The sequence below is a fragment of the Streptomyces yaizuensis genome (genome assembly GCF_034961445.1).
In the GTDB taxonomy this organism is placed as follows: domain Bacteria; phylum Actinomycetota; class Actinomycetes; order Streptomycetales; family Streptomycetaceae; genus Streptomyces; species Streptomyces yaizuensis.
Genome location: NZ_BSBI01000027.1, coordinates 1 through 16,613, shown reverse-complemented (window position 1 = coordinate 16,613; position 16,613 = coordinate 1). Strand labels below are relative to the sequence as shown.

Sequence of the window (16,613 nt, the reverse complement as noted above, 5' to 3'; positions counted from 1 at the left end):
TGTCAAAACCCGCCGACGCGAACTGCGCCACCCGCGCACCCCGCCCCACACCAAAACGACCATGACTCAACGAAAGATTCGCAAACCCCCCATGCGACACCACCACACCCTTCGGCACACCCGTCGAACCCGACGTATAAACCACATACGCCGGATGACCCGGCAACAACCCACCCAACCGATCACCATCCGACACCACCGAACCCGAAAAACCCCCCAGGCCCCCGTCCAGAAGACCGCCCAGAACCTCACCGTCCAGGACGACCACCGGACGCGCGTCCCCCAGCACGAACGCCGACCGCTCCTCCGGAAGATTCGGGTCCAGCGCCAGATACGCTCCGCCCGCCTTCAGCACCGCCAGCACCGCAAGCAGCAGATCCGGGGACCGCTCCAGCCTCAGGGCCACCACCGACTCCGGCCCGACCCCCGCACCGATCAGCCAGCGCGCCAACCGGTTCGAACGCTCCTCCACCTCCCCATAACTCAGCTCCACCCCCACACCGATCAACGCCGGCTCATCCCACACACCCACCGCACGCTCCGAGAACAACCCCGGAACCAGACCACCCGGAACCGCCGCACCCGTGTCGTTCCAGTCCTGGAGCATCAGGCGGCGCTCGTCCGGACGCAGCAGTTCCATGGAACGGACCGGGACCGCCGGGTCGGCGGCGACCGTCTCCAGGACGTTCGCGACGAGACCCGCGATCCGCTCGACGGTTCCGGCGTCGAACAGGTCCGCCGAGCCGATGAGGGCGCACTCCAGCCCCGCGGGCCGTCCGTCGCCGTCGACCGTCTCCCGTACCACGAGGTCGAGGTCGAGATCCCGTGCCTGCCGACCGCCCGGGAACATGTCGATCCGCAGACCGGGCAGCTCCAGGGCCGGCCCGCCCCGCCGACCCGACGTCACCAGGTCGGCACTCTCCACCGCCGCCATCACCTGGAACAGGGGGTGCCGGGACAGGGACCGGGTGGGTGCCAGCTCCTCCACCAGCTTCTCGAAGGGCACGTCCTGGTGCTCGTAGGCGTCCAGCGCGGCCTCCCGCACCCGGCGGAGCACATCGGTGAACGCCGGGTCACCGGACACGTCGGCCCGGATCACCAGGTTGTTGACGAAGCAGCCGACCAGGTCGTTCAGACCCTCGTCGGTCCGGCCCGCCACCAGGGTCCCGATCGGGACGTCGTCGCCCGCCCCCATCCGGGACAACAGCACCGCCAGCGCGGAGTGCACCACCATGAACAGGGTCGCCCCCTGCTCCCGCGCCAGTTCCTGGAGCCGCCGATGGGTGTCGGCGGACAGCTCCAGCTCGGCGGTGTGGCCGTCCGGGCCGGCCTGTGCCGGGCGCGACCGGTCGGCGGGCAGGTCCAGTTCCTCGGGCGCGCCGTCGAGCGTGCGGCGCCAGTGCGCCACCTGCTCGGAGAGGGTGCTCTCCGGGTCGTCCTCCGAGCCGAGGAGTTCCCGCTGCCACAGCGTGTAGTCCGCGTACTGCACCGGCAGGGGTGCCCATTCCGGCTCCCGGCCCGCGAGCCGCGCCAGGTACGCGGTGGAGATGTCACGCGTCAACGGCCCCATCGACCAGCCGTCGGCCGCGATGTGGTGCACGACCAGGACCAGGACATGGTCGTCCGGTGCCACGGCGAACAGCGACGCCCGCACCGGGATCTCGGCCGCCAGTTCGAAGGCGTGGGCGCTCGCGCGCTCCACCTCGTCCGCCAGGCGCTCCGCCGGCACCTGGACGGTCCGCAGCTCGAATCCGGCCTCCCCGACCGGCAGTATCCGCTGGTACGGCTCGCCGTCCGCGGCGGGGAAGACGGTGCGCAGCACCTCGTGCCGGCCGATCACGTCCCGCAGGGCGGCGGCGAGCGCGTCGCCGTCCAGTTCCCCGGTCAGCCGCAGTGCCAGCGGAATGTTGTAGGCGGCGCTCGGTCCCTCCAGCTGCCCCAGGAACCACAGCCGACGCTGCGCGAACGACAACGGAATCATCAGAACTCCCTCTCTTGCCCACGCATCGGCCGCAGCATCGGCCTGGTCTTCTTGCTGGTGCCGGTGTGCGCCGTGATCCACTCGGCCACACCGGCGGGGGTCGGGTCCGCGAACAGGACCCGGACCGGCACATCGACGCCTGCTTCCGCCCGCACCCGGCTGATCAGCCGGGTCGCCAGCAGGGAATGCCCGCCCAGGGCGAAGAAGTGGTCGTCGGCCCCGACCTCGGGCAGGCCGAGGACCTCGGCGAACGCGGCGCACACCAGCTCCTCCTGCGGAGTGGCGGGCGCCCGGCCGGTCCCCGGCGCGCCGTAGTCCGGCGCGGGCAGCGCCCCGCGGTCCACCTTGCCGTTGGGCGTCAGCGGCAGCGCGCCGAGTTCGACGATCGCGGCGGGCAGCATGTACGCGGGCAGCCTGGGCAGCGCGTACTCCCGGAGCGTGTCGGCCAGCCCCTCGGCTCCCGGCTCGGCGGGGACGACGTAGGCGACCAGCCGCCGGTCGCCCGGCCTGTCCTCCCGTACCACCGCCGTCGCGTGTGCCAGCGCCGGATGGGCCGCCAGTACCTCGGCGACCTCGGCCGGCTCCACCCGGAAGCCCCGGATCTTCACCTGGTCGTCGACGCGGCCCTCGAACATCAGCCGCCCGTCGACGGTCCACCGGGCGCGGTCGCCGGTGCGGTACATCCGCTCACCGGGCCGTCCGAACGGGCAGGCCACGAACCGTTCGCCGGTCATCCCGGGCCGCCCGACGTAGCCGCGGGCCAGGCTCGCGCCGGCCACGTACAGCTCTCCCGGCATCCCCGGGGCCGCCGGTGCCAGAGTGTCGTCGAGGACGTACACCCGGCTGTCGAGGACCGCGCTCCCGATGTCGGGCGGATCACCCGGCGACAGCGGCGCGGACATCGACGAGCAGACCGTGGTCTCGGTCGGCCCGTACGCGTTGACCAGCCTGCGGCCGGCGGCCCAGCGTGCGGCCAGGTCGCCGGTGAGGGCCTCGCCCGCCGACACCAGGGTGGTGATCGGACGCAGGTCCGCGGGGGCGGACGCGGCGAGCACCGCCGGAGGCAGCGTCGCGTGCGTCACCCCGTGCCCGGTCACCACCCGGGTCAGTCCGGCGCCGGGCAGCAGGTCACCGGCGTCGGCGACGACCAGGCGGGCGCCCGTGCACAGCGCCATCACGAGTTCCCAGACGGACGCGTCGAATCCCGGCGACGCGAACTGGAGCACCCGGCTGTCGTCGGTGACGGCGAGCCTCTCGGTCTGCGACGTGACCAGCGCGGCGATGCCCCGGTGCGTGACGGCCACGCCCTTCGGCACCCCTGTCGATCCCGAGGTGTAGATGATGTACGCCGGGTGCTCGGGAAGCGGTGGTGCGGCGGGAACGGCACCATCCCGGCTCGTCGTGGTGTCCGCTGTGGTGTCCGTTGTGGTGTCGAGGACGACGACGGGCCGGTCCGCGGCGTCCGGTACCGACGTGCGCCGGTCGGCGGTCGTCAGTACGCACACGGGCCGCGCGTCGTCGAGCATGTAGCCGACCCGCTCGGCCGGGTGCACCGGGTCGACCGGCAGATAGACGGCACCCGCCTTGAGGACCGCGAGGAACGCCACCACCAGATCGGCCGAACGGTCCATCACCACGGCCACCGCCGACTCCGGCCCGGCGCCGTTCGCGACGAGCGTCCTGGCCACCGCGTCGGATCGCGCGTCCAGCTCCGCGTAGTCGATGACGGTGTCACCGCTCTCCAGTGCGGCCGCACCGGGCCTCCGTGCGACCTGCGCGGCGAAGAGCGCGGGCACGGTCGCCGCGGGCACGCCGCGGTCGGCGGGGTTCCAGTCGTGGACCACGAGGCGGCGTTCGGCCGCGTCGAGCAGGTCGATCCGGCTCAGCGGCCGGTCGGGCTCGGCGACCAGGGCGGCCAGCAGCCGGACCAGCCGGGTGGCGAGCCCTTCGGCCGTCCGCCGGTCGAAGATGTCGGTACTGAACTCCAGCATGCCGTGCATCCCGGCCGGGGCCCCGTGCTCGTCGCGGCGCTCCGACAGGCTCAGCATAAGGTCGTACCTGGCGACGCTGTGAGGGAGCGGTTCACCACTGACGTCGAGTCCGGGCAGCCGCAGCTCGGCCTCCGGCGCGTTCTGCACATCCAGCGCCACCTGGAACAGCGGCTGCCGGGACAGGGACCGCTCCGCGACCAGCTCCTCCACGACATGGTCGAACGGCAGGTCCTGGTGCGCGTACGCCGCGAGGTCGGTGTCACGGACCCGCCGCAGCAGCTCGGCGAAGCCGGGATCGCCCGACACGTCGGTGCGGAGCACCAGCATGTTGACGAAGAAGCCGATCAGATCGTCCAGCGCCTCGTCGGTGCGGCCCGCCTGCGCGGAGCCGATGGGGATGTCGCCGCCCGCGCCCAGCCGGCCGAGCAGTGCCGCCAGTCCCGCCTGGAGCACCATGAAGACGGTGACCTGCTCGGTGGCGGCGAGTTCCCTGATCCGCCGGTGCAGGTCCGCGGGCAGCTCCACCGGGATCTCGTCGCCCTGGTGCGTCGCCACGGCGGGGCGGGGCCGGTCCACCGGGAGCGCCGTCTCGTCGGGCACTCCGGCGAGGGTGTCCCGCCAGTACGCCAGCTGCCGGCTCAGGACACTGTCCGGGTCGTCGGCGTCGCCGAGGAGTTCGCGCTGCCACAGGGCGTAGTCCGCGTACTGCACCGGCAGCGGCGCCCACTCCGGTGCGCGGCCCTCCAGCCGGGCCGCGAACGCGACGGACATGTCCTGTGCCAGCGACGCGTTCGACCAGCCGTCGGTGGCGATGTGGTGCACCGCCAGGACGAGGACGTGTTCGTCCGGCGCCACGGCGAGCAGCCACCCCCGGATCGGGATCTCGGCCGCGAGATCGAAGGCGTATCCGGACAGGCGGTCGATCTCGGCCGCGACCTCCTCGGCCGCGACGTCGACAGGGGTCAGCTCGAACGCGAACCCGTCCGCCGGCAGGATCCGCTGGTAGGGCTCGCCGTCCTCGGCGGGGAGCACGGTCCGCAGGATCTCGTGGCGGCCGATCACGTCCCGCAGCGCCGCGCCCAGCGCATCCCTGTCCAGCGGGCCGCGCAGCCGGAGGGCCGTCATATTGCTGTAGCTGCCGCTGGAGCCTTCGAGCTGCGCCACGAACCACAGGCGGCGCTGGGCGAAGGACACCGGAAGCCGCTCCGGCCGCTCCCGCGCGGTCAGGGCCACCCGGCCGGGTGCTGCCTGGCGCAGCCGTTCGGCCAGGCGCCCCGGGGTCAGTGTCTCGAACAGCGTCCGCACCGACACCTCCACTCCGAGCGCCGACCGCATCCGGCTGAGCAACCGGATCGCCAGCAGGGAGTTTCCGCCGAGGGTGAAGAAGTCGTCGTCGGGGCGGACCTGTTCCTTCCCGAGGACATGCGCGAACGCCTGGCAGAGCAGTTCCTCGTGGGCGGTGGCGGGAGCACGGTCGGCTCCGGCGGACCGCGCGCCGTCCGTGTCCGGTACGAGGACGGCCCGGGGGCCGGTCGCGGACATCGCCGCGTCCTGGTCGACCATCTGATCCGCCGTGCCGGGAACCTCCACCGACAGGAACGGAAGCCCGGGGCTCTCCTCCAGGGCGGTGGTCAGGCCGGCGAGGACGGCTTCCAGCAGCGCGGCGACCCGGTCGGCGGACACGGGGCGGGCGGCGTCGACGGTGATGCCGAACCCCGAACCGTCGTCGTCGACCGAGGCGGCCAGCGGGTAGTTGTTGCGCTCCTGCGTGAAGAGGGTCTCGACATCGCTGAGTACGTCGTCGGGCGCGTGGACGGCCGGCCTGGCGTGCCGGTAGTTGAACAGCGCTGTGAACAGGGGCCGGCCGGCGGGCAGGCCACTGGCGGCCTGGGCCAGGGTCAGGGGTGCGTGTTCGTGCACCAGCAGGTCGGCGAGCTGGTCGCGCATGCCGAACACCGCCTGCGTCACGGTCTGCGCCGCAGCCTGCTGCCCGGCCTGCTGTTCGGCCTGCTGTTCGGCGGCTCTGATCCTGACCGGCAGGGTATTCATGAACAGCCCCGGGACACGATCGGCCCCGACGCTCGCCCGGCCCAGCAGCACCGTCCCGAACACGACGTCGTCACGGCCCGACACGGCCGCCAGCATCCGGGCCCACGCGACATGGAAGACCGTCGCAGGGCTCACCCCGAGCGACCGCGCCAGCGCCCGGACGCGCCGTGCGAGATCCGCGTCCACGGTCAGCCCGGCCTGGGCGATCTCCGTCCCGTCGCCGTGGACATCGAGCAGCCCGAAGGGAGCGGAGGTCTGCATCACGTCGGCGAGGAGCCCGGTGAAGTACTCCCGGTGCTCGTCGTCGGACATGCCCAGCCGGGCCTGCGCCACGAAGTCGCGGAACGGCACCGGCTCCGGCAGCGCGTCGGCCCGCCCCGCCAGGAACGCCTTGATCTCGTCGAGGACGATGTCGAGCGCGGTGTGGTCCTGGACCAGGTGATGCATGCGTACGAGTGCCAGCCACCCGCCGTCGTCGCCCGGTTCGGCGGCGATGTGCAGGGTGAGCAGGGGCGCGCGGTCCAGGTCCATCCGTCCACCGGCGGCCGCGAGCAGCTGCTCGACCGGGTCCCCGCCCTCCGGGGCGAGGTCGACCTCCGTCACCGGTAGCCCGGCGTGCCGCCGCACCACCTGGACCGGCTCGGACAGGCCCTCCCACACGATCGCCGTGCGGTACACGTCATGCCGGTCGATCACCCGTTGCAACGCCGACAGGAACGCGTCGAGGCTCCGTCGGGCCGTGAAGCGGAGGGCGAACGGCATGGCGTACACGTCGTCGCCGTCGCGGTCGCCCATCAGGTGGTGGAAGAAGATGCCTTCCTGGAGGGGGGCCAGGGGGTAGATGTCCTGGATGTTGGCCGCGCCGCCGGGGACCTGTTCAGCCACGCGGTCGATCTCGGCTGCGGTCAGGTCGACCAGGGTGAGCATGTCCGGCGTGATCGCGGTCGCGTCCGCCGGGATCAGGTTCGGCGGGACCTCGATCCCACCCGTGCCCGCCACGGCAGCCAGTCCCGCCGGTGTCGGCGACACGAACAGCGCTCGTACGGATACGGAGACGCCGCGCTGCCGCAGCCACTCCACCAGCGACACGGCCAGCAGCGAATGACCGCCCAGGGCGAAGAAGTCATCGTCCACGCCGACGTGTTCCAGGCCCAGCACCTCGGCGAACGCCTGGCACAGCACCTCTTCGCGGGCATCCGCCGGCGCCCGGCCCGCACCACTGCTGGTGTAGGCAGGGGCGGGCAGCGCCTTGCGGTCCAGCTTGCCGTTGACCGTCAGGGGCAGGGTGTCCAGTTCCACGAACGCGGAGGGGACCATGTATCGGGGGAGGCGGTCGGCCGCGTGCTCGCGGACCGTTTCGGCGATCGAAGCGCCATGTTGGCCGGGGACGAGGTACGCGATGAGCCGCTTGTCGCCGGGGGTGTCCTCACGGACGACCACAGCCGCCTGCCCGACCGCCGGATGGGCCGCGAGCACGGCTTCCACCTCACCCGGCTCCACCCGGAACCCACGGATCTTCACCTGATCATCCGCACGCCCCGCGAACACCAGCCGACCGTCCACGGTCCACCGGACCAGGTCACCGGTCCGGTACATCCGCTCACCGGACCGGAAGGGGGAGGCCACGAACCGTTCGGCGGTCAGCGCGGACCGTCCCACGTACCCCCGGGCGAGGCCGGCGCCCGCCACGTACAGTTCACCGGCCACACCGACCGGCACCACGTTGAGCCTGTCGTCCAGGACGTAGACGGACGTGTTGTCCAGGGGCCGGCCGATCGGCAGTACTCCACCGACCTCAGCGGCGTCGGTGCTCTCGTGCTGGGTCGCGCACAGCGTCACCTCCGTCGGGCCGTACAGCTGCCGTACGCGGACCCCGGCGTTCTCCGCCAGGATCCGGCGGACCGACTCCGCCGGAACCACATCCCCGCCGGTCAGTACTTCGCTGACGCCGGCGAAGCACCCCGGATCCCGGTCCGCGAGCACCCGCAGCAGCCCCGCCGTCACATGGACGTGCGAGAGCCCGTGCTCGGCAATCAGCTGGCGCAGTACGACCGCGTCCAGCCGCTCATCCGGGGCGATCACCACCGTCCCACCGGACAGAAGCGGAACCCACAGCTCGTACGACGACGCATCGAACGCATGCGGCGCGTGGAACAGCACCCGGGGCGTCGAACCCCAGCACCGGTCCCCCGCCAGCCGCACCACATCACGATGGGTCGCCACCACACCCTTCGGCACACCCGTCGACCCCGACGTATACATCACATACGCGGCAGCACCCGCAGGCACCGGACCCGGCAGGACCACCGACCTGCGGCCACGGGCACCCGCCCGCACCACCGGCAGCCTCACCTCGCCCACCAGCGCATGCCCGGCCGTCACACGATCCACGACCAACAGCCCCGCACCCGCGTCCTCCACCACCGCACGCATCCGCGCCACCGGCCACGACACATCCAGCGGCAGGTACACACCCCCCGCCTTCAGCACCGCCAGCAGAGCCACCACCAGCTCCACCGACCGCTCCATCACCACCGCGACGGTCGACTCCGGACCAACCCCCCGCGCGACCAACTGCCGCGCCAGACCGTCCGACCGCGCATCCAACTCCGCATAGCTCAGCCGCCTGTCACCCGACACCACAGCCACCGCATCCGGAACAGCGGCCACCCGCCCCGCGAACACCTCGGGCACCGACACATCCGCCACCGCGACCGCAGTGTCGTTCCACTCCGTCAGGATCCGCCCGCGCTCGTCCGGATCGAGCACATCGACCTCGGCGATCCGGGAAGCGGGTGCTTCGCCGATGGCCCACAGCACCCGGATCAGGCGCTCCGCCAGCCGGACGGCGGTCTCCTGGTCGAACAGGTCGGCGGACGCGACGAGGGCCCCGCTGATCCCCGCCGGAGCGCCGGCCTCGGTGAAGGTCTCGCCGAGGCTCAGATCGAGATCGAACTTCAGCGCCATGACGTCCGTGACCAGGGGGACAGCCCGCAGTCCCGGCAGCTCGACGGCCGGCCCGCCCGTGGCCCGGCCCGTGTTCTGCAACGTCATCATCACCTGGAACAGCGGATGCCGTGCGAGGGACCGCGCCGGAGCCAGTTCTTCCACCAGCTTCTCGAACGGCACGTCCTGATGGGCGAAGGCCGCGAGCGAGGTCTCCCGGAGCCGTTCCAGCACCTCGGGGACGCTGGGGTCGCCGGAGAGGTCGGCACGCAGGACGAGGGTGTTGACGAAGAACCCGACCAGGTCCTCCAGCGCCCGGTCGGTACGGCCCGCCACCGCGACGCCGATCGGGATGTCCGTCCCCGCGCCGAGGCGGTGCAGCAGCGTCGCGAACGCGGCCTGGAGCACCATGAACACCGTCACGCCCTCGGTGCGCGCCACCTCCAGCAGCCGCTGGTGCAGCTCGGCCGGGATCCCGACCTCGGCACGCCGCCCGAGCCGCGAGGTCTCCGCCGGGCGGGGCCGGTCGGTCGGCAGGTTCAATTCGCCGGGTGCTCCCGCCAGTGCGTCCCGCCAGTGCGCGACCTGCCGCGACAGGTGGCTGTCCGGGTCGTCCTGATCGCCGAGGAGTTCGCGCTGCCAGAGCGCGTAGTCGGCGTACTGCACCGGCAGCGGCGCCCACTGCGGCTCCCGGCCCTCCACGCGGGCCGCGTACGCGGCCGACACATCACGCGCCAAGGGCTCCATCGACCAGCCGTCGCCCGCGATGTGATGCACGACCAGGGTGAACACATGCTCGTCCGGTGCCACCGCGAACAGCGACGCCTGTACGGGGATCTCCGCGCCCAAGTCGAACGCGTACCGGGCCACCGCCGCGACCGCGTCGGTCGCCCCGGCGGCGTCGATCTCGACCACCGGCAGGTCGAAGCCGGTTTCGGCGGCCGGCAGGACCCGCTGGTACGGCTCCCCGTCCACGATCGGATAGACCGTCCGCAGCACCTCGTGCCGGCCGATCACATCCCGCAGTGCCGCCGCGAACGCCTCCCGGTCCAGCGGCCCGGTCAGCCGCAGGGCCAGCGGGATGTTGTAGGTCGCGCTCGGGCCTTCCAACTGCCCCAGGAACCACAGGCGGCGCTGCGCGAAGGACAGCGGTATCAGCTCCGGCCGCTCCCGTGCCGCCAGAGCCGTCCGGCCCGGCGTGGCATGGACCAGCCACGCCGCAAGGCCCGCCGGGGTCCTGGTGTCGAACAGTGCCCGCAGCGGAATCTCCACATCCAGCACGGCGCGGATCCAGCTCACCAACCGCATGGCCAGCAGGGAGTGGCCGCCGAGGCCGAAGAAGTCGTCGTCGACACCGATGTGTTCCAGGCCCAGGACCTCGGCGAAGGCCTGGCAGAGCAGCTCTTCGCGGGCGTCGGCCGGCGCCCGGCCCGCGCCGCTGGTGTAGGCGGGGGCGGGCAGGGCCTTGCGGTCCACCTTGCCGTTGGGCGTGAGCGGCAGCGCGTCCAGCTCCACGAGGGCCGACGGCAGCATGTACTCCGGCAGCCGCTCGGCAGCGTAGGCGCGGACGGTGACACTGACGGACGCGCCGGGCTCACCCGGCACCAGGTACCCGACGAGCCGCTTGTCCCCGGGCGTGTCCTCGCGGACCAGCACGGTGGCCTGGCCGACCGCCGGGTGGGCCGCGAGCACGGCCTCCACCTCGCCGGGTTCGATGCGGAAGCCGCGTATCTTGACCTGCTCGTCCGCCCGCCCGACAAACACCAGCCGGCCGTCCTCGGTCCAACGGACCAGGTCACCCGTGCGGTACATCCGCTCACCGGGCCGGAACGGAGAGGCCACGAACCGCTCACCCGTCAGCGCAGGCCGTCCCACGTACCCCCGGGCCACACCGGCCCCGGCGACGTACAGCTCACCGGCCACACCGACCGGAACGGGAGACAGACGACCGTCCAGGACATAGACAGAGGTGTTGTCCAGCGGCCGGCCGATCGGCAGCACCGCGTCCACCTCAGCGGCGTCGGTGATCTCATGCTGCGTGGCACACAGCGTCACCTCCGTCGGACCGTACAACTGCCGCACGCGGACCCCGGTGTTCTCCGCCAACACCCGCCGCACCGACTCCGCCGGAACGACATCCCCGCCGGTCAGCACTTCACTGACACCCGCGAAGCACCCCGGGTCCTCATCCGCCAGCACCCGCAGCAGCCCCGCCGTCACATGGACATGCGTCAGATCATGAGCAGCGATCAGCCGCCGCAATACCACCGCGTCCACCCGCTCATCCGGAGCGATCACGACGGTGCCGCCGGACAGGAGCGGAACCCACAGCTCGTACGACGACGCGTCAAACGCGTGCGGGGCGTGGAACAACACCCGGGGAGTCGGACCCCAGCAGCGGTCCCGCGCCAGGCCGACGACATCGCGATGGGTCGCCACCACACCCTTCGGCACACCCGTCGACCCCGACGTGTACATCACATACGCGGCAGCAGGTTCCGCGACGACGGGGAGCGTTCCCTCGTCGGACCGGGCGTCCACGGGTATCTCCGTGACCCCGAGGTCGTACCCGGCCGACCCGCCGGCCACGAGCAGCGCGGAGGCGCCCGCGTCCTTGATCACCGAACTCGTCCGTGCCGACGGCCAGGTCGGGTCGAGGGGAAGATAGACGCCGCCGGCCTTCAGCACGGCGAGGAAGGCCACGATCAGATCGGCCGAGCGCTCCATGAGCACGGCGAAGACCGGCTCGGGACCGGCGCCGGAACCCAGCAGGGCCCGTGCCAGCCGGTCCGAGCGGGCGTCCAGCTCCCGATAGGTGAGTCGGACACCATCGCCCGCGACGGCCACCGCGTCCGGATCGGCCGCCACCCGGGCCGCGAACGCCTGAGGCACCGACAGGCCGGCGGCGGGTGCTGCCGTATCGTTCCAGCGCGTCAGGATCCTGGTGCGTGCGGCCGGGTCGAGGACGCCGACCGTGAGCAGGGGTGCGCCCGGGTCCTGTTCCAGGGCGGTCACCAGGGCCTCCACGCAGGTGAGCAGCAGCCTGCCCGTCCCTCCGGCATCGACCGATGCGACAGCCTCCACTTCCACCTCGAAGGCTGTGCCGTCGTCGTCGACGGACACGACCACCGGGTAGTTCGAGTAGTCCCGGTGCATGAGCGGTGTCACGCCGTCGAGATCGGCACCGGGGTTCCGCTCCGTCGGGAGGTTGTGCCGGTAGTTGAAGAGCGAGGTGAACAGCGGGCTGCCGCCGGGCAGGCCGGCGGCCCGCTGGGCCAGGGCGAGCGAGGCGTGTTCATGGACCATCAACTCGGCCATCTGATGGCGCATGCCGGTCAGGGCCTCGGACACGCTCGTGCCGGCCAGTCCCACCCGTACCGGAAGGGTGTTGATGAAGAGTCCCAGCGCGCGGTCGGAGCCGGCACCGGCGTTCATCCGGCCGAAGAGGATCGTGCCGAACACCACGTCATCGCGGCCGGACAGGGTGCCGAGGAGGCGGGCCCACGCCAGATGGAACAGGGTCGCCGGGCTCACCCCGAGCGACCGTGCCAGGTCGCGGACCCGGGCGGTCAGGGCGTCGTCCATCGCCAGCCGGACCTGCCGGGCGTCGGTGCCGTCCCCGTAGACGTCCATGAGGCCGTAGGGGGCGGTGGTCTCGGTGATGTCCCCGAGGAGTCCGGTGAAGTAGCGCTCGTGTTCCTCCCGCGACGCCCCGAGCCGTGCCTGGGCGACGAAGTCGCGGAACGGGACCGGCGGCGCCAGCCGGTCGGCCCGGCCGTTCATGAGCGCATGGACTTCGTCGAGCACCACGTCGAAGGTGGTGTGGTCCTGGATGAGGTGGTGGATGCGGAGCAGCATCAGCCAGCCGCCGTCCGGTCCTGCGGCGATGTGCACCCGCAGCAGCGGCGACCGTGTCAGGTCGATGGCGGACCGGCCCGCCGAGAGCAGCTGGTCGACGGCCTCGGGGCCGTTCGGGTCGAGGGTGATCTCCTCGACCGGTGTTCCGGTCGTGCGGACGACCACCTGGACCGGTTCGCGCAGCCCCTCCCTCAGGATCGCGGTCCGGTAGATGTCGTGCCGGTCCATGACCTGCCGCAGTGCCAGGAGGAAGCTGTCCAGCCGCTCCCGCGAGTCGAAGTCGAGCACGATCGGTGACGCGTAGACGTCGGTGCCGTCGCGTCCTGCCATCAGGTGGTGGAAGTAGATGCCTTCCTGGAGCGGGGCGAGGGGGTAGACGTCCTGGATGTTGGCCGCTCCGCCGGGGACCTGCTCGACCACGCGGGCGATCTCCGCCTCGGTCAGGTCGACCAGGGTCAGCATGTCGGGGGTGATCTCGACAGCGCCTTCGGGGATCAGGTTCGGCGGGACCTCGATCCCGCCCGTGCCCGCCGCCGCAGCCAGTCCGGCGGGGGTCGGCGTCGTGAACAGCGCCCGTACGGATACCGGCACGCCGCGCTGCCGCAGCCACTCCACCAGCGACACCGCGAGCAGTGAATGCCCGCCCAGCGCGAAGAAGTCGTCATCGACACCGACGTGTTCCAGGCCCAGCACCTCGGCGAACGCCTGGCACAGCACCTCCTCACGAGCATCGGCCGGCGCCCGGCCCGCACCGCTGCTGAGGTAGGCAGGGGCAGGCAGTGCCTTGCGGTCCAGCTTGCCGTTGATCGTCAGGGGCAGGGTCTCCAGCTCCACGAACGCGGACGGGACCATGTAGGACGGCAGCCGGTCGGCCGCGTACGCGCGGACCGCTTCGGCGATCGAAGCGCCCTGCTCCCCGTGCTCCCCGTGCTCTCCGTGTTCGCCGGGGACGAGGTAGGCGATGAGCCGCTTGTCGCCGGGGGTGTCCTCCCGTACGACAACGGTCGCCTGGCCGACCGCCGGGTGGGCCGCGAGCACGGCCTCCACCTCACCCGGCTCGATCCGGAAGCCACGGATCTTCACCTGGTCGTCCGCACGGCCCCCGAACTCCAGCCGGCCGTCCGTGGCCCACCGCGCCCGGTCACCCGTCCGGTACATCCGCTCACCGGGCCGGAACGGAGAGGCCACGAACCGCTCACCCGTCAGCCCAGGCCGACCCGCATACCCCCGCGCCACCTGCACACCGGACACGTACAACTCACCCGTCACACCCACCGGAACCGGACGCAACCACTCATCCAGCACCACCACCGAGAGCCCCGCAAGACCCCGGCCAATCACACTCCCACCCGAAACACCCGGCCCGGGGGATACATCCACATGCGTCACATGCACGGTCGTCTCCGTGATCCCGTACATGTTCACCAACCGGGGCCCACCGCCCCCCAGCCGCTCCCCCCACCCCGCCAGACGATGAGACTCCAGAGCCTCACCACCGAACACCACCACCCGCACACCACCCAGACCAGCACCGGCCCCCACCAGCTGATGGAACGCCGACGGCGTCTGCGACAACACCGTCACACCCTCACGCACCACCAACCCCGCGAACTCACCCGGCGACCGCGACACCTCGAACGGCACCACCACCACCCGCCCGCCATGCAACAACGCCCCCCACAACTCCCACACCGAAAAATCAAACGCGAGCGAATGGAACCAACTCCACACATCACCCGCACCGAACCCCACAACCCCCCGAGCCGCCGCGAACAACGCCACCACATTCCGATGCGGCACCACCACACCCTTCGGACGACCCGTCGACCCCGACGTGAAAATCACATACGCCGTGTGAGAGGGCAGCAGTGGGGTGATCCGGTCGGCGTCCGACACCGGATCCGCCGGGTATTCGGCGGTCTCCGCGAGATAGTCCGGCGTGTCCACCACCAGGACCGGCTCCGCGTCCTCGATCACGGACCGAATCCGGTCGTGCGGCTGCCGGGGGTCGATCGGCAAGTACGCGCCACCGGCCTTCAGCACGGCCAGGACCGCGATCACCAATTCCGTCGAGCGCTCCAGCACCAGGGCCACCAGCGACTCCGGGCCGACGCCCGCCGCGAGGAACTTGCGGGCCTGCCGATTCGCCCGTGCCTCGACCTCCGCGTAGCTGAGCCTCTCCCCGTCCGGGCCGACCAGCGCGATCGCGTCCGGCGTCCGGGCCGCCTGCGCCTCGAACAGCTCCGGCAGCGTCGTCTCCGCCACCGGAACCGCCGGCTCATTGCCCTGAAGCAGCAGTTCGGCGGTGTATTCGGAGTCGAGGACATCGACGGCGCCAAAGCTACTGTCGGGGGCCTCCTCCAGGGCCGTGACCAGATTCGCCAGGCAGGTGTGCAGCAGCCGGCACACTTCCAGGGGATCGACCTGGGCCGCGGCCGCCACGACCAGGTCAAAGCCGTCCGCGCTCTGGTCCACCGACACGGTGAGCGGGTAGTTGGTGTGGTCGTGGACGGAAAGTACCTCGACTCCGTCCAGCTCCGTTTCGTCGGCGGCGGTGTCCTGGACGTGCCGGTAGTTGAAGAGCGAGGTGAACAGGGGGCTGCCACCGGAGACACCGGAGGCGGCCTGCGCCAGCGTCAGCGGCGCGTGTTCGTGCACAAGAAGCTCCGCCAGCCGGCCGCGCATGCCGGTCAGGGCCTCGGCCACGCTCGTGCCGGCCAGCCCCACCCGTACCGGCAGGGTGTTGATGAACAGGCCCGCCACCCGGTCCGCCGCCTCTCCGGCGTTCATCCGGCCGAACATCACCGTGCCGAACACCACGTCGTCCCGGCCGGAAAGGGCGCCGAGGACGCGGGCCCACGCCAGGTGGAAGACGGTGGCCGGGCTCGCTCCGAGGGAACGTGCCACTTCGCGGACGCGGCCGGCGAGGGCGGCGTCGACGGCCAGCCGCCCGTCCTTCGCCGTACCCCCGTCGCCGAAGATGTCCATCAGGCCGTAGGGGGCGGTGGTCTCGGTGACGTCCCCGAGCAGTCCGGCGAAGTACCGCTCGTGCTCCTCCCGCGCCGTACCCAGCCGGGCCTGGGCGACGAAGTCGCGGAACGGGACCGGCGGCGGGAGCCGGTCGGCCTCCCCCGCCATGAATGCCCGCACCTCGTCGAGCAGCACTTCCGATGTCGTGTGGTCCTCCACCAGATGGTGGATACGGATCAACGCGAGCCACCGGTCGGTGCCCGGGTCGGCGGCGACGCGCACATCCATCAGCGGGGCGTGCCCGATGTCCATCCAGCCGCCGTCCGCCGCGAGCAGCCGCTCCACCGTGTCCTCGCCGACCGGCAGTTCCGCGTCGCGCAGCACCACTTGCACCGGCTGGCGCAGCCCTTCCCACAGGATGGCCGTGCGGTAGACGTCGTTGCGGTCCACGACCTGCCGCAGCGCCACAAGGAAGCTGTCCAGCCGCTCCCGCGAGTCGAAGCGCAGCGTCGACGGTGTCACGTAGACGTCGGTGCCGTCGCGGTCGGCGACGAGGTGGTGGAAGTGGATGCCTTCCTGGAGGGGGGCGAGGGGGTAGATGTCCTGGATGTTGGCCGCGCCGCCCGGGACCTGCTCGACCACCCGGGCGATCTCGGCTGCGGTCAGGTCGACCAGGGTGAGCATGTCGGGAGTGATCTCGACAGCGCCTTCGGGGATCAGGTTCGGCGGAACGGTGACCTGCTCCGGGCCTGCCGCCGCCGCCAGCCCCGCAGGGGTCGGCGTCGTGAACAGGGCCCGCACCGACACCGACACACCAC

General features: G+C 71.7%; 2 protein-coding genes. Both read right to left on the bottom strand.

The annotated features are described in order from the left end of the window. The coding region (locus SYYSPA8_RS36825; RefSeq protein ID WP_323451841.1) for a condensation domain-containing protein at positions 1 to 1,981 on the bottom strand (1,981 nt) is incomplete at its 3' end. Further along, positions 1,981 to 16,602, bottom strand: coding sequence for a non-ribosomal peptide synthetase (locus tag SYYSPA8_RS36820; protein WP_323451840.1), 14,622 nt, complete (start codon positions 16,600 to 16,602; stop codon positions 1,981 to 1,983). The genes SYYSPA8_RS36820 and SYYSPA8_RS36825, both read right to left, overlap by 1 nt. Between the last annotated feature and the right edge of the window lie 11 nt (positions 16,603 to 16,613).